Annotated in this window: 22 protein-coding genes and 1 other RNA gene; 16 read left to right on the top strand and 7 right to left on the bottom strand. The window is 59.9% G+C overall.

Translation table 11 applies throughout. From position 1 onward, the window contains the following. Nucleotides 1-222: 222 nt before the first annotated feature. The 3 genes from ASC85_RS24745 to ASC85_RS24735 all read left to right on the top strand — a co-directional run bounded on the left by ASC85_RS24745 (nucleotide 223) and on the right by ASC85_RS24735 (nucleotide 3,702). Entirely contained in the window at nucleotides 223-702 is a 480-nt protein-coding gene (locus ASC85_RS24745) for an Lrp/AsnC family transcriptional regulator (RefSeq protein WP_057451761.1), read from the top strand. Nucleotides 703-832: 130 nt separating this feature from the next. Next, nucleotides 833-2,320 (top strand): NAD-dependent succinate-semialdehyde dehydrogenase, encoded by a 1,488-nt coding sequence (locus tag ASC85_RS24740; protein WP_057451760.1) that lies wholly within the window; start codon nucleotides 833-835, stop codon nucleotides 2,318-2,320. After that, the gene (locus ASC85_RS24735) at nucleotides 2,317-3,702 is read left to right on the top strand and encodes an aspartate aminotransferase family protein (protein WP_057451759.1); all 1,386 of its coding nucleotides are present in this window, start codon (nucleotides 2,317-2,319) and stop codon (nucleotides 3,700-3,702) included. Before ASC85_RS24740 ends, ASC85_RS24735 begins: the two co-directional genes overlap by 4 nt. A 284-nt stretch (nucleotides 3,703-3,986) precedes the next feature. On the opposite strand, the gene ASC85_RS24730 is transcribed toward ASC85_RS24735, so the two are convergent. After that, nucleotides 3,987-4,421, bottom strand: a complete 435-nt coding sequence (locus ASC85_RS24730) for a YhcB family protein (RefSeq protein ID WP_046063603.1) — start codon at nucleotides 4,419-4,421, stop codon at nucleotides 3,987-3,989. Nucleotides 4,422-4,568: 147 nt separating this feature from the next. Between ASC85_RS24730 and ASC85_RS24725 the strand changes: the two genes are divergently transcribed. From ASC85_RS24725 to zapE, 3 genes are all read left to right on the top strand, one after another. Then, nucleotides 4,569-5,198 carry an alpha/beta hydrolase gene (locus ASC85_RS24725; RefSeq protein WP_057451758.1) on the top strand — a complete coding sequence of 210 codons (630 nt, stop codon included), beginning with the start codon at nucleotides 4,569-4,571 and terminating at the stop codon, nucleotides 5,196-5,198. 24 nt (nucleotides 5,199-5,222) lie between these two features. Continuing rightward, a complete protein-coding gene (locus ASC85_RS24720; protein ID WP_057451757.1) occupies nucleotides 5,223-6,578 on the top strand; it encodes a tryptophan--tRNA ligase in 1,356 nt (451 codons plus the stop codon). A 102-nt stretch (nucleotides 6,579-6,680) separates the two neighbouring features. After that, the gene (gene zapE / locus ASC85_RS24715) at nucleotides 6,681-7,775 is read left to right on the top strand and encodes a cell division protein ZapE (protein ID WP_041476132.1); all 1,095 of its coding nucleotides are present in this window, start codon (nucleotides 6,681-6,683) and stop codon (nucleotides 7,773-7,775) included. A gap of 90 nt (nucleotides 7,776-7,865) precedes the next feature. On the opposite strand, the gene ASC85_RS24710 is transcribed toward zapE, so the two are convergent. Further along, on the bottom strand, nucleotides 7,866-8,762 hold the full coding sequence (locus ASC85_RS24710) for a GlxA family transcriptional regulator (RefSeq protein WP_172681420.1): 897 nt from the start codon (nucleotides 8,760-8,762) through the stop codon (nucleotides 7,866-7,868). A gap of 244 nt (nucleotides 8,763-9,006) precedes the next feature. Between ASC85_RS24710 and ASC85_RS24705 the strand changes: the two genes are divergently transcribed. Beyond that, complete coding sequence (locus tag ASC85_RS24705; RefSeq protein ID WP_003205367.1) at nucleotides 9,007-10,143, top strand: acyl-CoA dehydrogenase family protein; 1,137 nt, start codon at nucleotides 9,007-9,009, stop codon at nucleotides 10,141-10,143. A 67-nt stretch (nucleotides 10,144-10,210) separates the two neighbouring features. On the opposite strand, the gene ASC85_RS24700 is transcribed toward ASC85_RS24705, so the two are convergent. Further along, nucleotides 10,211-11,251 (bottom strand): NADP(H)-dependent aldo-keto reductase, encoded by a 1,041-nt coding sequence (locus tag ASC85_RS24700; protein WP_057451756.1) that lies wholly within the window; start codon nucleotides 11,249-11,251, stop codon nucleotides 10,211-10,213. Between the two features lie 245 nt (nucleotides 11,252-11,496). On the opposite strand from ASC85_RS24700, the gene rplM reads away from it, so the two are divergent. From rplM to ASC85_RS24665, 7 genes are all read left to right on the top strand, one after another. Next, a complete protein-coding gene (gene rplM / locus ASC85_RS24695; protein ID WP_003205365.1) occupies nucleotides 11,497-11,925 on the top strand; it encodes a 50S ribosomal protein L13 in 429 nt (142 codons plus the stop codon). Between the two features lie 14 nt (nucleotides 11,926-11,939). Beyond that, nucleotides 11,940-12,332, top strand: coding sequence for a 30S ribosomal protein S9 (gene rpsI, locus ASC85_RS24690; RefSeq protein ID WP_003205364.1), 393 nt, complete (start codon nucleotides 11,940-11,942; stop codon nucleotides 12,330-12,332). Nucleotides 12,333-12,588: 256 nt separating this feature from the next. Further along, entirely contained in the window at nucleotides 12,589-13,182 is a 594-nt protein-coding gene (gene petA / locus ASC85_RS24685; RefSeq protein ID WP_003205363.1) for a ubiquinol-cytochrome c reductase iron-sulfur subunit, read from the top strand. Continuing rightward, nucleotides 13,182-14,393 (top strand): cytochrome b, encoded by a 1,212-nt coding sequence (locus ASC85_RS24680; RefSeq protein ID WP_057451755.1) that lies wholly within the window; start codon nucleotides 13,182-13,184, stop codon nucleotides 14,391-14,393. Before petA ends, ASC85_RS24680 begins: the two co-directional genes overlap by 1 nt. Further along, nucleotides 14,393-15,175 carry a cytochrome c1 gene (locus tag ASC85_RS24675; protein WP_057451754.1) on the top strand — a complete coding sequence of 261 codons (783 nt, stop codon included), beginning with the start codon at nucleotides 14,393-14,395 and terminating at the stop codon, nucleotides 15,173-15,175. Before ASC85_RS24680 ends, ASC85_RS24675 begins: the two co-directional genes overlap by 1 nt. A 151-nt stretch (nucleotides 15,176-15,326) precedes the next feature. Further along, nucleotides 15,327-15,944 (top strand): glutathione S-transferase N-terminal domain-containing protein, encoded by a 618-nt coding sequence (locus ASC85_RS24670; RefSeq protein WP_003178195.1) that lies wholly within the window; start codon nucleotides 15,327-15,329, stop codon nucleotides 15,942-15,944. A gap of 16 nt (nucleotides 15,945-15,960) precedes the next feature. Continuing rightward, nucleotides 15,961-16,374, top strand: a complete 414-nt coding sequence (locus tag ASC85_RS24665) for a ClpXP protease specificity-enhancing factor (RefSeq protein WP_003205360.1) — start codon at nucleotides 15,961-15,963, stop codon at nucleotides 16,372-16,374. 226 nt (nucleotides 16,375-16,600) lie between these two features. Here ASC85_RS24665 and ASC85_RS24660 read toward each other — a convergent pair whose 3' ends face one another. From ASC85_RS24660 to ASC85_RS24645, 4 genes are all read right to left on the bottom strand, one after another. Next, complete coding sequence (locus ASC85_RS24660; RefSeq protein WP_003178201.1) at nucleotides 16,601-17,179, bottom strand: BON domain-containing protein; 579 nt, start codon at nucleotides 17,177-17,179, stop codon at nucleotides 16,601-16,603. Continuing rightward, nucleotides 17,176-17,769 (bottom strand): phosphoheptose isomerase, encoded by a 594-nt coding sequence (locus tag ASC85_RS24655; RefSeq protein ID WP_057451753.1) that lies wholly within the window; start codon nucleotides 17,767-17,769, stop codon nucleotides 17,176-17,178. Before ASC85_RS24655 ends, ASC85_RS24660 begins: the two co-directional genes overlap by 4 nt. 102 nt (nucleotides 17,770-17,871) lie before the next feature. After that, on the bottom strand, nucleotides 17,872-18,234 hold the full coding sequence (locus ASC85_RS24650) for a YraN family protein (protein ID WP_057451752.1): 363 nt from the start codon (nucleotides 18,232-18,234) through the stop codon (nucleotides 17,872-17,874). Next, nucleotides 18,234-20,045, bottom strand: a complete 1,812-nt coding sequence (locus ASC85_RS24645) for a penicillin-binding protein activator (protein ID WP_057451751.1) — start codon at nucleotides 20,043-20,045, stop codon at nucleotides 18,234-18,236. The genes ASC85_RS24650 and ASC85_RS24645 overlap by 1 nt, the downstream gene beginning before the upstream one ends. A gap of 390 nt (nucleotides 20,046-20,435) precedes the next feature. Here ASC85_RS24645 and rsmI point away from each other — a divergent pair, with 390 nt between their 5' ends. After that, on the top strand, nucleotides 20,436-21,341 hold the full coding sequence (rsmI, locus tag ASC85_RS24640; RefSeq protein WP_082534486.1) for a 16S rRNA (cytidine(1402)-2'-O)-methyltransferase: 906 nt from the start codon (nucleotides 20,436-20,438) through the stop codon (nucleotides 21,339-21,341). A 74-nt stretch (nucleotides 21,342-21,415) separates the two neighbouring features. Further along, nucleotides 21,416-21,769, top strand: an RNA gene (gene rnpB / locus ASC85_RS25740) — RNase P RNA component class A. Nucleotides 21,770-22,065 lie beyond the last annotated feature (296 nt).

Below are 22,065 nucleotides of genomic sequence, written 5' to 3'. Positions count from 1 at the left end.
ACACCACCTTGTGGCGAGGGAGCTTGCTCCCGTTCGGCTTTGTAGGAGCTGGCGAAGCCTGCGATCTTTTGATCTTTCGCTTGAGACTCAAGTGTCGGGGGGAAAGATCGCAGCCTCGTTGCACTCGACAGCTCCTACACAGCTCCTACAGACCTAGCGGGAGCAGGCTCCCTCGCCACAGGGGGCGGTGTGAATTTCTGAATTGTCTGGAGAGCCCGGCCCATGCACAAGCTCGATCGCTACGACCTCAAGATCCTGCAAATCCTCGCCGAGGACGGGCGGATTACCAAGTCGAGCCTGGCCGAGTCCATCAACCTGTCGGTGACGCCGGCCTGGGAACGGGTGCGCAAGCTCGAAGCGGCGGGCCTGATCATCGGCTACCGGGCGCAGATCGATTGGGGGGCGGTGTTCAAGCGTCAGCAGGTGCTGGTGGAAATCACCCTGGCCCGGCACACCGCCCAGGACATGCGCCGTTTCGAGCAACGCATGATCGCCGCGCCAGAAGTGGCGTTCTGTTACGCCACGGGCGGCGGCGTGGATTACCTGGCGATGATCCAGGCGCCGGACGTCGATGCCTACCAGCGTTTCGTCGACCAACTGCTGCTCGAAGACCTTGGCATCGAACGCTACTTCACCTACATCGTCACCAAGACCATCAAGACCGCCGGTGCCCTGCCGGCGGAGTTGGCCGAACCGTCCTGAGCACCGCAGAAAACCCGGTTTGTCGCCTTCGATTCAGAAAAAAACCAGGGTTTGACCCACCGTAAACCCCCAATTCCCCACGCGCCGCTGCCCTAGCATGGATTCACGCACACGCTCTGGAGTGAACGTCATGCCTTACCAACATCCGCTGCTGTTCAAAGCGCTTTGCTACATCGACGGCCATTGGGTCCACAGCGACAGCGGTCACAGTGTGGCCGTCCACAACCCTGCCACCCGCACCGTCATCGGCCATGTGCCGATGCTGGATCAGCCGCAGATCGTCGCGGCGGTGGACGCTGCGCATCGCGCCTTCCCGGCGTGGCGCGAGCAGAGCCTGGAGACTCGCGGCGCGTTGCTGCGGCGCTGGGCGGCATTGATCGTCGAACACAGCGAAGACCTCGCCCACATTCTCAGCCTGGAGCAGGGCAAGCCATTGGCCGAGTCCCGTGGCGAAATCGCCTACGCTGCCAGCTTCATCCCGTGGTTCGCCGAGGAAGCCCGGCGCCTGTACGGTCAGAACATCCCCAGCCATATCCCGAATGCGCACCTGGGTACGATCAAGGAACCGGTAGGCGTCTGCGCGCTGCTCACACCGTGGAATTTCCCGTCGGCGATGATCACCCGCAAGGCCGCCGCTGCCCTGGCCGCCGGCTGCACCGTGGTGATCAAGCCGGCCCACGAAACGCCGTACTCGGCTTTGGCGCTGGCGCAATTGGCCGAGGAAGCCGGCTTTCCCGCCGGGGTCTTCAACGTGGTATTGGGCGAGCCGCAAATGGCCATGGAAACCCTGGTCAAGGATCGTCGCGTACGCTCGGTGAGCTTCACCGGCTCGACCCGGGTCGGCAAATTGGTGCTGCAAGCGGCGGCCCATGACGTGAAGAAAGTCGCGCTGGAGTTGGGCGGCAACGCGCCGTTCATTGTCTGCGCCGATGCCGACCTGGCCTTGGCGGTGAAAGTCGCCGTGGAGGCGAAGTTCCAGACCTCGGGCCAGGACTGCTGTGCGGCTAACCGGATCATGGTGCAGCGCCCTGTTTACCAGGCGTTCCTCAGTCGTTTCGCCGCCGCGGTGCGCGCCTTGCGCGTCGGGCCGGCCATGGTTGATCAACAGGAGCAGGACGTGGAGGTCGGGCCGTTGATGCATCAGGCGGCATTCGATGCGACCGCTGACCGCGTCGCCGATGCGCTGGCCCTTGGCGCTCAACGCCTGGTGGGCGGTGAGGCCCATGCCTTGGGCGGGTTGTTTTATCAGCCCACGGTGCTGGCCGACGTCACGCCGCAGATGCGCATCTACCGTGAAGAAAACTTCGCGCCCATTGCCGGGGTGATGCCGTTCGACACCCTGGACGAAGCCATCGAAATGGCCAACGACACCGAGTATGGGTTGGCGGCCTATATTTGTTCCAACCGCCTGGACCTCATTTATCCGCTGATCCGCCGTCTGGACCACGCCATGGTCGCGGTCAACGGCGTCAAGTTCACCGGCCACCCGATTCCCTTCGGTGGCATGAAAGCCTCGGGCCTCGGTCGCGAGGGTGGCAGCGAGGGCTTCGAGCCCTTTGTCGAAACCAAATATTTTTGCCTGCACCATCAAGGCCAGTTCCCAGGAGAGCCCGCATGAGCCAAGAACTCAACACGCTGTTCGAACAAGACCGTGCGCATTTCATGCACCCCTCGACCCACGCCCACGACCACGCCAGCGGCGTGCTCAAGGGCCGGATCATCAAGAGTGCGTCAGGCATTCGCATTCGCGACCATGAAGGCCGTGAGTTCATTGATGCCTTTGCCGGCCTCTACTGCGTGAACATCGGTTATGGGCGCACCGAGGTGGCCGACGCCATCTATAAGCAGGCCAAGGAACTGGCCTACTACCACACCTACGTCGGCCATTCGAGCGAGGCGATCATCGAGCTGTCCAGTCGCATCATGGACTGGGCGCCGGAAGGGATGAAGAAGGTCTATTACGGTTTGTCCGGCTCCGATGCCAACGAAACCCAGGTCAAGCTGGTGCGCTACTACAACAACGTATTGGGCCGGCCGCTGAAGAAGAAAATCATTTCACGGGACCGTGGCTACCATGGCTCGGGCATCATGACCGGCAGCCTCACTGGGCTTGCGACCTTCCACCAGCATTTCGACCTGCCGGTCGAAGGGGTCAAGCACACCGTGTGCCCGCACTGGTATCGCAAGGCTCCGACGGGCATGGACGAAGCGGCCTTCGTGCGCTATTGCGCCGACGAGCTGGAAAAAATGATCCTCGCCGAAGGCCCGGACACCGTGGCGGCGTTCATTGGTGAACCGCTGATGGGCACCGGGGGCATCATCGTTCCCCCCGCCGGTTATTGGGATGCGATCCAGGCCGTGCTGAAAAAATACGATGTGCTGCTGATTGCCGATGAAGTGGTCTGCGCGTTCGGCCGCCTGGGTTCGAAGATGGGCAGCCAGCGCTACGGCATGAAGCCGGACCTGATCACCACCGCCAAAGGCCTGACCAGTGCCTATGCGCCCCTGTCAGCGGTGATCATCGGGGAAAAGGTCTGGAGCGTGATTGAAAAAGCCTCCCAGGCCGAAGGCGCCATGGGCCATGGCTGGACCTATTCCGGGCACCCGATTTGCGCGGCGGCGGCACTGGCGAACCTCGACATTCTTGAACGGGAAAACCTCACGGCCAACGCCGAGGACGTGGGTGGCTACCTGAATCGTCGCCTGCGCGAAACCCTTGAAGGTCATCCGTTGGTGGGAGAGGTGCGTGGTGACGGCATGCTGGCGGCGGTGGAATTCATGGCCGACCGTGAACAGCGCACGGCGTTCGACCCGGCACTCAAAGTCGGCCCGAAGGTCTCGGCCGCCTGCCTGGAACGCGGCATGATCGCCCGTGCCATGCCCCACGGCGACATCCTGGGCTTCGCCCCGCCACTGATCCTGACTCGCGAGGATGCGGACCTGATCGTCGACATCACTAAAGGTGCTATCGATCAGGTGGCAGGTGAGGTGTTGGCTTGAACTGAGTCAATAATTCTTCAGGACACCAATATCCTGTGGCGAGGGAGCTTGCTCCCGCTGGGCTGCGTTGTAGGAGCTGCCGAAGGCTGCGATCTTTTGATCTTTCGCTTGGGATTCAAGTGTCTTTGGAAAAATCGCAGCCTCGTTGCACTCGACAGCTCCTACAGGCCCAGCGGGAGCAAGCTCCCTCGCCACAGGGAATCAAATTGAGATAGGGGAATTAGAGCCAATAAAAAGCCCGCCCGATCATGCGATCGGGCGGGCTTTTGGTTGTTGCCTGGCGATTACTTCTTCAAACCGTAATGCTCATCGAGCATGCCGGGCGAATTCGGGGCCTTGGGGGCGTAGTCCCGGGGCGGTTCCTGATCCTTTGGCGGGGTCAGGCGTTCCCGTGGAGCCTGCGCCGAATCGGCGTGCAGGGCAGCCAGCAGGCGTTGGCGAGTCTGTTCGTCCAGGGCCAGGCGATTGGCACCCTCGGACAAATGATCCTGGACTTCCTGGTAGCTCTGGGTGAGTTTTTTCACCAGGGACGCGGTGCTGTTGAAGTGGGTGACCACTTCATTCTGGTAACTGTCGAAACGTTCCTGGATGTCGTCCAGCTGACGTTGCGTGCTGTTGGGCACCGCGTTGGGCAGCAGTCGGGCAAGCAGGAATCCAATGGCGACACCGGCAACCAGGGCAAGAGTCGGCAACAACCAAACTAAGAGCGAGTGTTCCACGAGTCCTTCCTCTATAAACGGCTTTGCTTTACGTTAACGGCTCGGACCTGCGCTGTATACCGCGAAGAACATCGCAATCATGCCAGGCACAGACTTTAGCTAGACGAGTCGACCCAATTCGAGGTCACGGAGTTCTTTCCCTTGCTTATGCGCGAAACCCCTGTAGTCATCGATGGCCCGGTGGGCCAACTGGAAGCCTTGTACCTGGACAGCGAGGCTCCCCGTGGCCTGGCGCTGATCTGCCACCCGAACCCGGTGCAGGGCGGGACCATGCTCAACAAAGTGGTCTCGACCCTGCAACGCACTGCCCGCGATGCTGGCCTGGTTACGTTGCGTTTCAATTATCGTGGCGTGGGGGCCAGTGCCGGCAGTCATGACATGGGCACTGGCGAAGTGGATGACGCCCAGGCTGTCGCCCAATGGCTGCGGGAAAAATACCCGCAATTGCCCCTGACCCTGTTCGGTTTCTCCTTTGGCGGCTTCGTCGCCGCCAGCCTGGGTGGGCGTCTGGAAGCCCAGGGCCAGCCGGTCAAGCACCTGTTCATGGTGGCCCCGGCGGTGATGCGCCTGGACGAGCAGTCGCCCTTGCCGATGAGCGGCGAGTTGACCGTGATCCAACCGGAAACCGACGAAGTAGTCGATCCAAAGCTGGTTTACGAATGGTCCGACACGCTCCAACGTCCCCATGAGCTGCTGAAAGTGGCAGAATGCGGACACTTTTTTCATGGCAAGCTGACCGATCTCAAGGATCTGATCCTGCCGCGCCTCTCGAATTGACAGCAGTCTGACAAGCGATAACCCATGACGACGCGTACCCGTATCCTGACCGGCATCACCACCACCGGCACCCCGCACTTGGGCAACTATGCCGGCGCCATCCGTCCGGCGATCCTCGCCAGCCGCGACAGCAACGCCGATTCGTTCTACTTCCTGGCCGACTACCACGCCCTGATCAAGTGCGATGACCCGCTGCGTATCCAGCGTTCGCGCCTGGAAATCGCCGCCACGTGGCTGGCCGGCGGCCTGGATGTGGACCGCGTGACGTTCTATCGCCAGTCCGATATTCCCGAGATCCCGGAGCTGACCTGGCTGCTGACCTGCGTCGCCGCCAAGGGCCTGCTCAACCGTGCCCACGCCTACAAGGCGTCGGTGGACAAGAACGTCGAGGCCGGCGAAGACCCGGACGCCGGCATCACCATGGGGCTGTACAGCTACCCGGTGTTGATGGCCGCCGACATCCTGATGTTCAACGCCCACAAGGTGCCGGTCGGTCGTGACCAGATCCAGCACGTGGAGATGGCCCGCGACATTGGCCAGCGCTTCAACCACCTGTTCGGCCAGGGCAAGGAGTTCTTCACCATGCCCGAGGCGCTGATCGAGGAAAGCGTCGCCACGCTGCCGGGCCTTGATGGTCGCAAGATGTCCAAGAGCTACGACAACACCATCCCGTTGTTCAGCAGCGCCAAGGACATGAAGGACGCGATCTCGCGGATCGTTACCGACTCGCGTGCCCCGGGCGAAGCCAAGGATCCGGACAATTCGCACCTGTTCACCCTGTTCCAGGCCTTCGCCACTGCCGAACAGTCCGCCGAGTTCCGCAGCGAACTGCTGCAAGGCCTGGGTTGGGGCGAAGCCAAGAACCGCCTGTTCCAGTTGCTCGACAGCGAGTTGGGTGAGGCGCGTGAGCGTTATCACCAGTTCATCGAGCGTCCGTCGGACCTTGAAGACATCCTGCAACTGGGCGCGAAAAAAGCCCGGGCCGTGGCAACGCCGTTCCTCAACGAACTGCGCGAGGCCGTTGGCCTGCGCTCGTTTGTCAGCCAGGTCCAGGTGGCCGCCAGCACCAAGAAGAAAGCCGCCAAGGCTGCACGCTTTGTCAGCTTCCGCGAAGACGACGGCAGTTTCCGCTTCCGTCTGCTGTCCGCCGACGGCGAGCAACTGTTGCTGTCGCGCAACTTTGCCGATGGCAAGGCGGCCGGCCAGGTCACCAAGCAACTGCAAGCTGGCCAGCCGCTGGATGTACGAAGCGACGACCTGGGTTTCAGCGTCTGGCTCGACGGCGAGTGCGTGGCGAATAGCCCGGCCTTTGCTGACAGCACCGCGCGAGATGCCGCCGTCGATGCGTTGCGCGTTGCCCTGACGCCTGCCCAGGACTGATCCCGGCGCGTTACCCGACCATCGGCCCGAATACGGGCCGATTGCCATTCCTCTGGGCCGTCGCTACAGTGACGGCCCGTTTTTGTTGCCTTGCTAACGAATATGACGCCCCTAGAACGATATCAAGCTGATCTGAAACGCCCGGAGTTCTTCCACGACGCAGCCCAGGAAACGGCGGTGCGGCATTTGCAACGCCTGTACGACGACCTGGTCGCGGCGGCGAACAACAAACCCGGCCTGTTGGGCAAACTGTTCGGCAAAAAAGACCAGGCACCGGTCAAGGGCCTGTATTTCTGGGGCGGCGTGGGCCGGGGCAAGACCTACCTGGTGGACACCTTCTTCGAAGCGTTGCCGTTCAAGGAGAAGACACGGACGCACTTCCACCGCTTCATGAAGCGCGTGCACGAGGAAATGAAGACCCTGGGCGGCGAGAAGAACCCGCTGACCATCATCGCCAAGCGGTTTTCCGACGAGACCCGGGTGATCTGCTTCGATGAGTTTTTCGTTTCCGACATCACCGACGCCATGATCCTCGGCACTTTGATGGAAGAGCTGTTCAAGAACGGCGTGACCCTGGTCGCCACCTCGAACATCGTGCCGGACGGCCTGTACAAGGACGGCCTGCAGCGGGCGCGTTTCCTGCCGGCCATCGCGCTGATCAAGGAACACACTGAAATCGTCAACGTCGACAGCGGCGTCGACTACCGTCTGCGTCACCTCGAACAAGCAGAACTGTTCCACTTCCCGTTGGATGCCGCTGCCCAGGAGAGCCTGCGCAAGAGCTTCCGCGCCCTGACGCCGGAATGCACCCAGGCCGTGGAAAATGATGTATTGGTCATCGAAAATCGCGAAATTCGCGCCGTGCGTACGTGCGATGACGTGGCCTGGTTCGACTTCCGCGAACTGTGCGACGGCCCACGCAGCCAGAACGACTACATCGAACTGGGCAAGATCTTCCACGCCGTGCTGCTGAGCAATGTCGAGCAGATGAGCGTCACCACCGACGACATCGCCCGTCGCTTCATCAACATGGTCGACGAGTTCTACGACCGTAACGTGAAGCTGATCATTTCGGCCGAAGTCGAACTCAAGGACCTCTACACCGGCGGTCGCCTGACCTTCGAATTCCAGCGGACCTTGAGTCGCTTGCTGGAGATGCAGTCCCACGAATTCCTGGCGCGGGCGCATAAGCCGTAGGGACATTCGGAACACCAAAAAAGGCCTGCGATTGCGGGCCTTTTTTGTATGTGCATATTCCCCACAGTGGATCGTTGCCAAGCCCTCGGGCTACGCCGCCTGCTGGAACTGCTGCCGATACTGGTTCGGCGACAGGTCGGTATGTTGCCGGAACAGCCGGGCGAAAAAGCTCGCGTCGTCATAGCCGACTTCATAGCTGATGGTCTTGATGCTCTTGCGGCTGCCGGAGAGCAGGCCCTTGGCGGTTTCGATCCGCAGCCGTTGCAGGTAATGCAGCGGTTTGTCGCCAGTTGCGGTCTGGAAGCGGCGCATGAAATTGCGGATGCTCATGCCATGTTCCCGGGCAACGTCCTCGAAGCGGAATTTATCGGCGAAGTGCTCTTCGAGCCATTGCTGGATCTGCAGGATGATCACGTCCTGGTGCAGTTTCTGCCCGCCGAAGCCGATCCGCCCTGGCGAATAGCTGCGTTGCACCTCATACAGGATATCCCGCGCCACGGCCTGGGCGACGTTGGCGCCACAGAAGCGTTCGATGAGGTAAATGTAGAGGTCGCAGGCTGAGGTCGTGCCGCCGGCGCAGAACAGGTTGTCGGCGTCGGTCAGGTGCTTGTCCTGGTTCAGGTATACCTGGGGGAAGCGCTCCTTGAAGGCATTGAAGAAACGCCAGTAGGTGGTGGCTTCCTTGCCGTCGAGCAGCCCGGCCTCCGCCAGCCAGAACACCCCGGTGGCTTCGCCGCAGAGTACCGCGCCGCGCGCGTGTTGTTCGCGCAGCCAAGGCAGGACCTGGGGATAACGTTGGCAGAGGGTGGCGAAATCGTCCCAGAAGGCCGGCAGGATGATGACATCGGTGTTTTCCAGGCCTCCGTCCACCGGCATGATCACATCGCTGAAGCTGTTCACTGGTTTGCCATCGGGGCTGACCAGCCGGGTTTCAAACGCCGGCGTCAGGCCGTGGCCCAGTTGTTTGCCATAGCGCAGGCTGGCCAGGTGGAAAAAATCCTTGGCTTGCATGAGGGTGGAGGCGAAGACCCGGTCGATCGCCAGGATGCTGACGCGCCGCAAGGGCGTGGAGGCGTGCATAGACATAATTCATCTTTATTTTTATAGGGGAAAGTGGTCAACAGACGGCTGGATCGTCTTATTTTTTGTCGGATGTGTCCAGTGTCCTGTCGTACCCCGCAGGCTTAGGCTCTGTCGGATAACCACGCCCGACAATAACCAAAGGTGCGCCATGATCCCAAGAACACTGTTCAGTCCCGAGCACGAATTGTTTCGCGACAGCGTACGAACCTTCCTTGAAAAAGAAGCTGTGCCGTACCACAGCCAGTGGGAAAAACAGGGGCATGTCGATCGCCAGCTCTGGAACAAGGCAGGGGAGGCGGGCATGTTGTGCTCGCACCTCCCGGAAGCCTATGGGGGGCTGGACGCAGATTTTCTCTACAGCACGGTGGTGATCGAGGAGATCGGCCGCCTGGGGCTGACAGGGATTGGCTTCTCGCTGCATTCCGACATCGTCGCACCGTACATCCTGCATTACGGCAGCGAAGCGTTGAAACATAAGTACCTGCCGAAGCTGGTGTCTGGCGAAATGGTCACGGCCATTGCCATGACCGAACCGGGCGCCGGTTCCGACCTGCAAGGGGTCAAGACCACGGCGGTGCTGGACGGTGATGAATATGTCATCAACGGCTCGAAGACCTTCATCACCAATGGCTTCCTGGCAGACCTGGTGATCGTGGTTGCCAAGACCGATCCGAAGGCCGGCGCCAAGGGCACCAGCCTGTTCCTGGTGGAGGCGGGTACGCCGGGATTTGAAAAGGGCAAGCGCCTGGAAAAAGTCGGCATGAAGGCCCAGGACACGTCGGAATTGTTCTTCCAGGATGTCCGCGTGCCGAAGGAGAACCTGTTGGGGCAGGCCGGCATGGGCTTCGCCTACTTGATGCAGGAGCTGCCCCAGGAGCGCCTGACCGTCGCCATCGGCGGCCTGGCGTCGGCCGAAGCGGCGTTGCAATGGACCCTGGACTACACCCGCGAGCGCAAGGCGTTCGGCAAATCCATCGCAGACTTCCAGAACACCCGTTTCAAGCTCGCGGAAATGGCCACCGAAATCCAGATCGGCCGGGTCTTCGTCGACCGCTGCCTGGAATTGCACCTGCAAGGCAAGCTGGACGTGCCGACGGCGGCGATGGCCAAGTACTGGGGCACTGACCTGCAATGCAAGGTGCTCGACGAATGCGTGCAGTTGCATGGCGGCTACGGCTTCATGTGGGAATACCCGATTGCCCGGGCTTGGGCGGATGCGCGGGTGCAGCGGATCTATGCCGGGACCAATGAGATCATGAAGGAGATTATTGCGCGGTCGCTGTAATGCAGCGTGATCGTTCCCACGCTCTGCGTGGGAACGCCGCCAGGGACGCTCTGCGTTCCGCTTGAGGTTATGGCGCCGGGTTCGGCTGATCCTTGTGAATCGCCTCGATCCCCGCCAGCACTTCATCCGACAGTTTCAGGTCGAAGCTGGCGATGTTGCTGTCCAGTTGCTCCAGCGTGGTGGCGCCAATGATGTTGCTGGTCACGAACGGCTGCCGGGTGACGAACGCCAGGGCCATCTGCGCCGGGTCCAGGCCATGTTCGCGAGCCAGGGCCACATAACGGCTGCACGTCGCTTCCGATTGTGGATTGAAGTAGCGCGTGAAGCGGCTGTACAGCGTCAGGCGGCCCTTGGCTGGCCGTGCGCCGTTTTCGTATTTGCCCGACAGGAAGCCGAACGCCAGTGGCGAATAAGCCAGCAAGCCGCATTGCTCGCGAATGGCGATTTCCGACAGGCCGATCTCGAAGCTGCGGTTGAGCAGGTTGTACGGGTTCTGGATCGACACCGCCCGCGGCCAGCCACGGGCCTCGGCCAAGGCAAGGAATTTCATGGTGCCCCACGGCGTTTCGTTGGACAGGCCGATATGGCGGATCTTGCCGGCGCGAACCTGTTCGTCCAGGGCTTCGAGGGTTTCTTCCAGCGGGGTGAACGTTTCGTCGGCATTGTGCTGGTAGCCCAGTTGACCAAAGAAATTGGTGCTGCGCTCCGGCCAATGCAGTTGGTAGAGATCGATCCAGTCGGTCTGCAGGCGCTTGAGGCTGGCGTCCACGGCTTCGACGATATGGCGGCGGTTGTGCTTGAGGTTCTTGTCGCGGATGTAGTCGATGGTATTGCCGGGGCCGGCGATCTTGCTCGCCAGGATCCAGTCGGCACGGTCGCCGCGACTCTTGAAGTAATTGCCGATGTAGCGCTCGGTGGTGGCGTAGGTTTCGGCCTTGGGTGGCACCGGGTACATCTCGGCGGTGTCGATGAAATTGATGCCGGCAGCCTTGGCGCGTTCGATCTGGGCGAAGGCCTCGGCCTCGCTGTTCTGCTCACCCCAGGTCATGGTTCCGAGGCACAGGGCACTCACGTTCAGGTCGGTACGGCCTAGCGGGCGATAGTCCATCGGGAACTCCTTGGGCAAAACAATCATAAAAGCAGGTTGAAATATTTTTCGCAATCTGCATAATTGCGCACCTCTTTCTGCAGTGGAAGTGATGCGCCGCCGCCGAAGAATCTTGCCGTTGAACGGACGCGCCGACCCGAGCCCCCGAAAGCGTCTGTATCCGGCTGCCTTTGACTTGTCAAAGTACGCACTATTCAGTAAGATCCGCCGTCTAATTTACAGGGCGGCCCCTGAGGCTATAAAGAATGAAAACTTTTACTGCTAAACCGGAAACAGTAAAGCGCGACTGGTTTGTCGTCGACGCTGCTGGTCAGACCCTGGGTCGTCTGGCCACCGAAATCGCGAGCCGTCTGCGTGGCAAGCACAAGCCTGAGTACACCCCTCACGTTGACACCGGTGACTACATCGTCGTGATCAACGCTGAGCAAGTACGTGTTACTGGCGCTAAAACCACTGACAAAATGTACTACTCCCACTCCGGTTTTCCTGGCGGCATCAAGTCGATCAACTTTGAAAAGCTGATCGCCAAAGCCCCTGAGCGCGTGATCGAGACCGCGGTTAAAGGCATGCTGCCTAAAAACCCACTGGGTCGCGACATGTATCGTAAGCTGAAGGTTTATGCGGGCGCTGCTCACCCTCATACTGCTCAGCAGCCCCAAGAACTGAAGTTTTAACGGAATAGTTCATTATGTCGGCGACTCAAAATTACGGCACTGGCCGTCGCAAGACTGCAACCGCACGCGTTTTCCTGCGTCCGGGCACTGGTAACATCTCCATCAACAACCGCTCCCTGGATAACTTCTTCGGCCGCGAAACTGCCCGCATGGTAGTTCGTCAGCCGCTGGAACTGACCGAGACCGTCGAAAAATTCGACATCTACGTCACTGTTATCGGTGGTGGTGTAAGTGGTCAGGCTGGCGCAATCCGCCACGGCATCACTCGCGCCCTGATGGATTACGACGAGACTCTGCGTGGTGCTCTGCGCAAAGCCGGCTTCGTAACTCGCGATGCTCGCGAAGTTGAACGTAAGAAAGTCGGTCTGCGTAAAGCGCGTAAGCGTCCGCAGTACTCGAAGCGTTAATTTCGCTTCCGCTTTCAAAAGGCGCCCAGTTCCTCACGGAGCTGGGCGTTTTTTTATGGGCAAAAGAATTGCTCTGTGACAACTTGCCACATTCGTAGAGCCCCTATACTACAAGGCTTGGCGGTTTGGCCGCTTGGTAATTACCTTGTCAGAATTGGGGCTTTTCATTACCATTCGGCAAAATTTTTATAAGTTCAGATTTTTACTTAGTAGACGCCTGATCTAACAGGCCACAAAGCTGATGGGAGAGGACTGAATGAGCAATGACGGCGTGAATGCAGGCCGGCGTCGCTTCCTGGTAGCAGCCACATCCGTGGTGGGTGCTGCAGGAGCGGTGGGGGCTGCGGTCCCGTTCGTGGGGTCATGGTTTCCCAGTGCCAAGGCGAAAGCCGCAGGTGCACCGGTGAAAGTGAATGTCAGCAAGATCGAGCCAGGCCAGCAGATGATTGCTGAGTGGCGCGGCCAGCCGGTGTTCATCGTCCGCCGTACAGAGGAAATCCTGGGGAATCTGAAAAAGATCGAGGGTCAGTTGTCCGACCCGTCCTCCAAGAACTCGGTCCAACCGGAATACGTCAATCCTGAAACGCGTTCGATCAAGCCAGAGGTTTTGCTGCTGATCGGGATCTGTACGCACCTGGGTTGCTCGCCAACGTTCCGTCCTGAAGTGGCTCCTGCCGATCTGGGCAAGGACTGGGTCGGTGGTTATTTCTGCCCTTGCCACGGCTCCCACTACGACCTGGCTGGTCGCGTCTACAAGTCGCAGCCTGCACCTCTGAACCTGCCAGTTCCCCCGCATTCCTATGAGACCGACGACATCATTGTCATCGGCGTCGATACGGAGAAAGCGTGATGAGCAAATTCATGGATTGGGTTGATGCGCGCTTTCCCGCGACCAAAATGTGGGAAGACCATCTCAGCAAGTATTACGCTCCGAAGAACTTCAACTTTTTCTACTTCTTTGGCTCCCTGGCGCTGCTCGTTCTGGTCAACCAGATCGTTACCGGTGTCTGGCTGACCATGAGCTACACCCCGTCGGCGGAAGAAGCGTTTGCTTCCGTCGAATACATCATGCGCGACGTCGAGTACGGCTCGATCCTGCGTCTGCTGCACTCCACCGGCGCTTCGGCGTTCTTCATCGTGGTTTACCTGCACATGTTCCGTGGCCTGCTCTACGGTTCGTACCAGAAGCCTCGTGAGCTGGTGTGGGTCTTCGGCATGCTGATCTACCTGGCGCTGATGGCCGAGGCTTTCATGGGCTACCTGCTGCCGTGGGGGCAGATGTCCTACTGGGGTGCCCAGGTGATCATCTCGCTGTTCGGTGCGATCCCGGTCATCGGTGACGACCTGACCCAGTGGATTCGTGGTGACTACCTGATCTCGGGCATTACCCTGAACCGCTTTTTCGCCCTGCACGTGGTCGCCTTGCCGATCGTGATTCTCGGTCTGGTGGTGCTGCACGTTCTGGCGCTGCACGAAGTCGGCTCGAACAACCCGGATGGCGTGGACATCAAGAAGCACAAGGACGAGAACGGCGTACCGCTGGATGGCATCGCCTTCCACCCGTACTACACCGTAAAAGATATCGTCGGCGTGGTGGTCTTCCTGTTCATCTTCTGCTCCATCGTGTTCTTCTTCCCGGAAATGGGTGGTTACTTCCTCGAGAAGCCGAACTTCGAGCAGGCGAACGCGTTCAAGACGCCTGAGCACATTGCCCCGGTCTGGTACTTCACGCCGTTCTACGCGATTTTGCGGGCGATCCCGGACAAGCTGATGGGCGTTATCGCCATGGGCGCGGCCATCGCAGTGCTGTTTGTCCTGCCTTGGCTGGACCGCAGCCCCGTAAAGTCGATGCGCTACAAAGGCTGGCTGAGCAAAATCTGGCTCGTGGTGTTCTGCATCTCGTTCGTGATCCTGGGTGTGCTGGGCGTGTTGGCCCCGACACCGGAGCGTACGTTGCTGTCGCAGGTTTGCACCTTCCTTTACTTCGCCTACTTCATTCTGATGCCGTTCTACACCAGGCTAGAGAAGACCAAACCGGTTCCGGAAAGGGTGACTGGCTGATGAAAAAGCTATTTGCTGTACTGATTCTCGCGGCTATGCCTGCACTGTCCTTTGCTTCTGCCTCTGCTGGTCCGGAGCTGGAAAAAGTCGACATCGACGTTTCCGACAAAGCTGCCATGCAGGACGGCGCGCGTACGTTCGCCAACTACTGCATGGGTTGCCACAGTGCCAAGTTCCAGCGCTACGAGCGCGTTGCCGATGACCTGGGCATTCCTCATGAGCTGATGCTCGAGAAGCTGGTGTTCACCGGTGCCAAGCTGGGCGATCACATGACCATCGGCATGCAGCCTGCGGACGCCAAGACCTGGTTCGGCGCCGCGCCGCCGGACCTGACCCTGGTTGCTCGTGTGCGTGGGACTGACTGGCTTTATGGTTACCTGCGTTCGTTCTACGAAGATCCTGCGCGTCCATGGGGCGTGAACAACAAGGTCTTCCCGAACGTCGGCATGCCTAACGTACTGGTCGGCCTCCAGGGGCGCCAGGTGGTAGGCTGCAAACAGGTTCAGATCGTTGAGGATGGTAAAAAGCAATTCGATCCGCTGACCGGCACTGCTTTGACCCATGAAGCCTGCGACCAGCTGACGGTATTGCCGAACACCGGTAGCCTGACTCCAGAGCAGTTCGACGAGAAGGTCAAGAACCTGGTGACCTTCCTGGCCTACTCGGCCAACCCGGTGAAGCTGGAGCATCAGCGCATCGGTACCTATGTATTGCTGTACCTGGCGTTCTTCTTCGTATTCGCTTACCTGCTCAAGCGTGAATACTGGAAAGACGTGCATTGATAAAGCTGTAAGCCGTTGCTGTTAATCGTGCGCGCCCAAGGGCGTCTCTAGAAATGTAACGAGCCTGGCCAGCCAGGTGTTACAGGAGACGCCCTCTGGGCGCGCTCGTTTTTCCGTTTTTCGATAATTTCAACAAGCGAGGAGGATCGCCATGGGCGTGACCAATCGGTTGGCCTGTTACTCCGACCCCGCCGACCACTATTCCCACCGGGTACGCATCGTACTGGCAGAGAAGGGTGTCAGCGCCGAGATCATTTACGTTGAAGCGGGCCGTCAGCCGCCGAAGCTGATCGAGGTGAACCCTTACGGCAGCCTGCCCACACTGGTCGATCGTGACCTGGCGTTGTGGGAGTCGACCGTGGTGATGGAATATCTGGATGAGCGTTATCCGCATCCACCTTTACTGCCGGTGTACCCTGTCGCGCGTGCCAACAGCCGTTTGCTGATCCATCGCATCCAGCGTGACTGGTGCGGGTTGGTGGATCTGATCCTGGACTCTCGGACCAAGGAGCCGGCGCGGGTCGTGGCACGCAAGGAGTTGCGTGAAAGCCTGACTGGCGTATCGCCGCTATTCGTCGATAAGCCGTTTTTCCTCAGTGAGGAACAAAGTCTGGTGGATTGCTGCCTATTGCCCATACTCTGGCGTTTGCCGATTCTGGGTATCGAACTGCCGCGGCCTGCCAAGCCGCTGCTTGATTATATGGAGCGCCAATTCGCGCGTGAGGCTTTCCAGGCGAGTCTGTCTGGCGTCGAACGTGACATGCGCTAAGGCTTAGGGAGCCGCTATGAACTCCAGTCGACCTTATCTGGTCCGCGCGCTCTACGAGTGGATTGTGGACAACGATTGCACCCCGCACATGCTGGTCAACGCCGAGTTTCCGTCGGTGCAGGTGCCGCAGGGTTTTGCCAATGACGGGCAAATTGTCTTGAACGTGTCGCCAGCCGCTGTGCGTCACTTGCATATGGATAACGATGCCGTCAGCTTCGAAGGGCGCTTCGGTGGCGTGCCGCACACTTTGTACGTGCCTATTGCTGCGATCCTGGGGATTTATGCTCGGGAGAATGGCCAGGGCATGGTGTTTGAGCTGGAAGCGCCGCTTGATGGCGAAGAAGAGTTCGAGCCGGATGATGACCTGCCACCACCGGATGACGAGCCGCCGCGTCCTAGCGGACGGCCGAGTCTGAAAGTGGTGAAGTAGGTAGATATGTGCCAGATACAGGCTGTTTGAAAGCTTGGTAACCTGGTTAAGAAAATGCCCGTATCGAGAGATGTGGGCATTTTTTTTGTGCTGTTGTGGTTGGTGTGTATATCCGTTACCGCAGCAACGGATATACACATCGATCCCACCAAAAAAGAAGCAAAAAAAACGGCGCCCCCCGTCTCAGAAGAAGCGCCGTTTTTCTTGAGCAACTGAAGTTCAAAAATCAGTCAATGTACTCAAACAACTTGACGATTTTCTGCACCCCAGACACACCCTGCACCAGGTTGGTCGCCTGCGCAGCCTCTTTCTTGGTCAACAACCCCAGCAAATAGACAATGCCATTCTCAGTCACAACCTTGATACGCGAGCCGGGAATACTGGCGTCGGTGAGCATCTGGGTCTTGATCTTGGTGGTCAGCCAGGCGTCGTTCTGGCGCGCCAGCAGCGAGGAGGGTTGCAGGACCTGCAGTTCGTTATGCACGGTCTTGACCCGTTGCACGGCGCTGGCTTCCTGTTCGGCCTTGGCCTTGAGGTCGGCGCGTGGGGTCTGGCCGGCCAGCAGTACGACGCCGTTGAAGCTGGTGACGACGATGTGCGAGTTGTTATCCAGGTCCGGGTCGGCCTTGGCGATGTTCACGCCTACCTTGGTTTCAATCAGGGAGTCGTCGATCTTGCTGCCGAAGGTGCGGGTGCCGCGGTCATCTTCAATCGGCTTTTCCCGGCTGGCGTTAACCACCGATGTGCAGCCGCTGATGCCGAGGCACAGGGTCAGGGCCAGAAGGCCTAGGCGATTAGGGGTCATTCTTCACTCCCGAACAGTTGGCTGTCGATCAAGTCGCAAAGACAGTGGATCGCCAGCAGGTGGACTTCCTGGATACGTGCGGTGACATTGGCTGGTACGCGGATCTCGACGTCTTCTGGCAATAGCAGGGACGCCATGCCGCCGCCGTCGCGACCGGTCAATGCTACGACAACCATTTCGCGATCATGTGCGGCCTGGATCGCTTGAATAATATTGGCCGAGTTGCCGCTGGTGGAAATCGCCAGCAGCACATCGCCGGGTTGGCCCAGGGCGCGGATCTGTTTGGAGAAGACTTCGTTGTAGCTGTAGTCGTTGGCGATCGAGGTGATCGTCGAGCTGTCGGTAGTCAGGGCGATCGCCGGCAGGCTCGGGCGCTCGCGTTCGAAGCGGTTGAGCAGTTCCGAAGAGAAGTGCTGGGCGTCGCCGGCCGAGCCACCATTGCCGCACGAAAGCATCTTGCCCTCGTTGAGCAGGGCGTTGACCATCACTTGGCTGGCTTGCTCGATGTGCGGTGCAAGTACGTCCATCGCCTGTTGCTTGGTGTCGATACTGGCCTGAAAAAGCTGGCGAATTCGCGATTGCATGTCCATCTGTGTGACCTTAAGTAGCGCGGCTTATCGGCACAAACATGTGCGGCGCGCAAAGCAAAGAGCAAAAAAGTTAGGTGAAGGTGTCCGGCTCGGCATGGGCGCTCAACTGTCGAAGGCGTTCTGCAGCCAGTTCAACTGGGCGGCGTTGCTGTCGATGGCAATCACGTCGAAGCGGCAGGGATGATCGGCCCAGCGAGACTCGCTTTGCAGAAAATACTGCGCGGCGAAAACCAGCTTCTGGCGCTTGCGCTCGTCAATGCTGTCGAGCGCGCCACCCCATTGAGTATTTTTTCTGTAGCGGACTTCGACGAATACTACTGTATCGCCGTCAAGCATGACCAGATCAAGCTCGCCGCGTTTGCACAACCAGTTCTGCGCCACCAGCCGCAGGCCTTGTTGCTGGAGATGCGCGAGGGCCTGGCCCTCGGCATCCCGTCCGCTTTGCTGGCGTGATCGGTCGGGCATCAGCGCTGGGTATCCGGCAGGCGCTGCACCTGGCCGTTGACGAACTCGGCCCATGGCAGTTGACGCTGTACGCGCTGGGTCGAAGACACTGCCAGGCTGCCCGACAGCCCTTCGATGCGGCTGTCCGGCAACGTCTTGAGCTGGCCCAGGCGTGGCGCCAGGCGATAGGCGTCTACACCCATCGCGTACAACCGGCCCAGGCTGCTACCCGCCTGTGGCCACTGGGCGGTGACCTGCTTGCGCAGCGGGTCATTGGCGTCGAGCAGCCAAGGGGTTTCGCAGAAGCGGATACCGCTCATGTCGTTGTACTGGTTCTGGTCGCCGCTGGCGCTGAACACTGAAGACGTCGCGTAGACCGGCACATCACCCGCGTACTGGAAGTTCAGGGTCGGCTTGATCTGCTGGGCCTGTTGCGGCGTCGAGGCCAGGAAGATGAACTCGATGTCCTGGCGACGGGACGGCTGGGCCGCGACCGTGGTGCCAACGGTGCTTTGCAGGCTCTTGGCGCGACCTTCGCTCTGGCGCAGCTGGAACATGTCGGCGATCTGCTGGGCCAGTTGCACCGGCTGGTCGACCCGTTCGATTGCGAGGATGGTGCCGCCATTGGCCTGCCAGTCCTGGCTGAAGGCTTTCAGGACACGATCGCCCCATTCACCCTTCGGTACCATGACGGCGGCGCGATGCAGGCCATCGGCGCGGGCGCGACGGGAGACTTCGCGGGCTTCATCCTCGGGTGCCAGGCCGAACTGGAACAGTTGCGGTGGCCCTTGTTCGCCTTCGCTGTAGTTCAGCGCCAGGGTGGTGATCGGCAATTGCGGGCGGGTGCTGATTTGCTTGACCAGGGGTTTTTCCAGCGGTCCGATTACCAGTTGCACGCCGTCGGCCTGGGCCTTGCGATAGAACTCGTCCATGGAGGTCAGGCTGGAGCTGTCATAGAACTGGATGCTTGGCGGCTTCTGCCCGGCCTGCTGGGCCTGGTAGTGCGCGGCCATGAAGCCCTCACGCAAGGCCTTGGCAACCGCAGCCAGCTGGCCATTCTGTGGCAGCAGCAGGGCGATCTTGCTCAGCGGCTGGCTCGCCAGCTCCTTGAGCTTGACCAGGGGTGTCGGCAGTTGCAGGGCGGCAGGGTGCTTCGGGTTCTGTTCGCGCCAGTGGTCGATAGCCGCCTGCTGTTGTTCCAGGGTGCCGGCGGTCTTGACGGCCTGGGCCAGGCTCAGCCAGCCGCCAAGGTCGTCGTTGGAGCTTGGTTGCAACTGGTCGGTGGGCAGCGAGGCGATCAACGACCAGATGGCTTCGTGGTTTTTTGCCGCGGCGTCGTTTTCCAGCAGGGGTGCGATGAAAATGCGCTCCTTGGCGGCGGCCAGGGTCTGGCCATCGGCCTCCAGGGCGCGGGCGCGGGCGGTACCGGTGCGAACCTGTTGCTCCGCCGGCATTTCGCTCAGGTGTTGCAGGCTTGGGTGGCTCAGGGCGGTCAGTGCCGCCTTGGGCTGGTTGCGGGTCATCGCCAGTTCAGCCGACAGCGTGCTGGCGAAAATCTGCTGGCCGGGCTTGAGTTGTTCCATCGGCACTTGTTGCAGGATTTGTGCGGACTGGCCGGCATTGCCCTGGCGGTAGGCCAGGTCGGCAGCGCTCAGGCGCAGCAGGGCGGCTTTTTCCGGATTTTTGCTTTGAGTGGCCTGTTCGAGCAACTGCTCGATACTGGCATCCGGGGTGCGTGGAAGTTCGCCAAGGCTGGACGAGGGCGAGCTGGCGCAAGCCGCCAGGAGGGCAGCGAGGCAGAGGGCGGAGAGCAGCCGCAGGCAAGCGATCATGTAAGTGTTCCTGATACGAGATCAAATTAGCGTCGAATTGTACCCAAGCACTGGCCGGGGCGCGATGTTAGTGGTGTGAATCGATCAATTTAGGTATTTCAAAGAGTGCGGTGCAGCTTAAAAAGACGGGGCTATTGACCCCTGTGGCGAGGGAGCTTGCTCCCGCTGGGCCCTGTAGGAGCTGGCGAAGCCTGCGATCTTTTGATCTTTCGCTTGAAACTCAAGTGGCAGGGGAAAGATCGCAGCCTCGCTTCGCTCGTCAGCTCCTACGGGCGCAACCGAGCGGGAGCAAGCTTCCTCGGCACAAGGGCTTGTGTAACCTTCCAGTGAGCGGCATTGCCTCGGGTTACCCATTACCGCGAACAGCCGAGACGGCCGCTACACGCTACAATGGCGGTTTTTACCGATCATGAGGTATGTGTCTTGACTGCTCCAGGTGCTTTGAATTCCGCTGCCGGCTCGCTTTATGTGGTGGCGACGCCCATCGGCAACCTGGACGATATCAGTGCCCGGGCGCTGAAAATCCTGCAGGAAGTTGCTTTGATCGCAGCCGAAGACACGCGTCACTCCCAGCGCCTGCTGCAGCATTTCGGCATTTCCACGCCGTTGGCCGCCTGTCATGAACACAATGAACGGGATGAAGGCAGTCGTTTCATTACCCGGCTGCTGGCGGGCGATAACGTCGCGCTGATTTCCGATGCCGGTACGCCACTGATTTCCGACCCTGGCTATCATCTGGTGCGTCAGGCCCGGGCGGCAGGCATCAGCGTGGTGCCGGTGCCCGGGGCTTGTGCATTGATCGCGGCGCTGTCGGCGGCGGGCCTGCCGTCGGACCGTTTCATTTTCGAAGGTTTTCTGCCGGCCAAGGCGGTGGGGCGACGGGCGCGCCTGGAAGCTATAAAGGAAGAGCCGCGCACGCTGATCTTCTATGAGGCACCGCACCGCATTCTGGAGTGCCTGCAAGACATGGAGCTGGTGTTCGGCGCCGAGCGCCCGGCGCTGCTGGCTCGTGAGTTGACCAAGACCTTCGAAACCCTCAAGGGGTTGCCATTGGCGGAGCTGCGGGCGTTTGTCGAAAGCGACAGCAACCAGCAGCGCGGCGAGTGTGTCGTGCTGGTGGCCGGGTGGACAGCCCCGGAAAGTGAAGACGCTGTCAGCAGCGAAGCGATGCGCGTCCTGAACCTGCTGCTCGAGGAAATGCCCCTCAAGCGCGCCGCGGCCCTTGCGGCGCAGATCACCGGCGAGCGCAAGAATGTGCTGTATCAGATCGCACTGGAAAAACAGAAAGACCAGTGAAACCGGGACACGGTGCTGGCCCGGGGCTTTTAGCGCTTGTTCTTCAAGCGCTCTACCGTTAACCTTCGCGGCGGAGAGTCGATCGGACAGTCGCTGCCCTCTATGAGAATTAGGGGGGGGAGGAAAGTCCGGGCTCCATAGGGCGAAGTGCCAGGTAATGCCTGGGAGGCGTGAGCCTACGGAAAGTGCCACAGAAAATAACCGCCTAAGCGCTTCGGCGCCGGTAAGGGTGAAAAGGTGCGGTAAGAGCGCACCGCACGTCTGGCAACAGTTCGTGGCTAGGTAAACCCCACTTGGAGCAAGACCAAATAGGGTCCCAAGGCGTGGCCCGCGCTGGGACCGGGTAGGTTGCTAAAGATGTCCAGTGATGGCCATCGTAGACGAATGACTGTTCAAGACAGAACCCGGCTTACAGATCGACTCTCCACCTTTTTCCCTCCCTGCCGGAATCACTGGCAGACGCAGTTCCTAATACCAAAAAAATCTTACTCTTAACAAATCACTTTAACTTGTGCGCGCAGCTTCCTGTGCTCATTCGGGTTGAGGCGAAAATTCCTACGTCAGATTCTTGTTACCCCTCCTGAAACGCTTCTAAATCTCCGATCTATAAGGCTTTTCCTTCAATCCGCGCCTTGACGGTGCGGTGGGCGCATTCCTATAGTGTGCGCAAGTGGCGGAAAGTGGCATGAAGTGGGTTTTTTTGAAGGTAAAACGCCAAAAAGTG

Source organism: Pseudomonas sp. Root401, assembly GCF_001425105.1.
Classification (GTDB): Bacteria; Pseudomonadota; Gammaproteobacteria; order Pseudomonadales; family Pseudomonadaceae; genus Aquipseudomonas; species Aquipseudomonas brassicacearum.
Note: the sequence above shows the minus strand (reverse complement) of the source record. Positions and strands in the feature narration are given on the sequence as shown.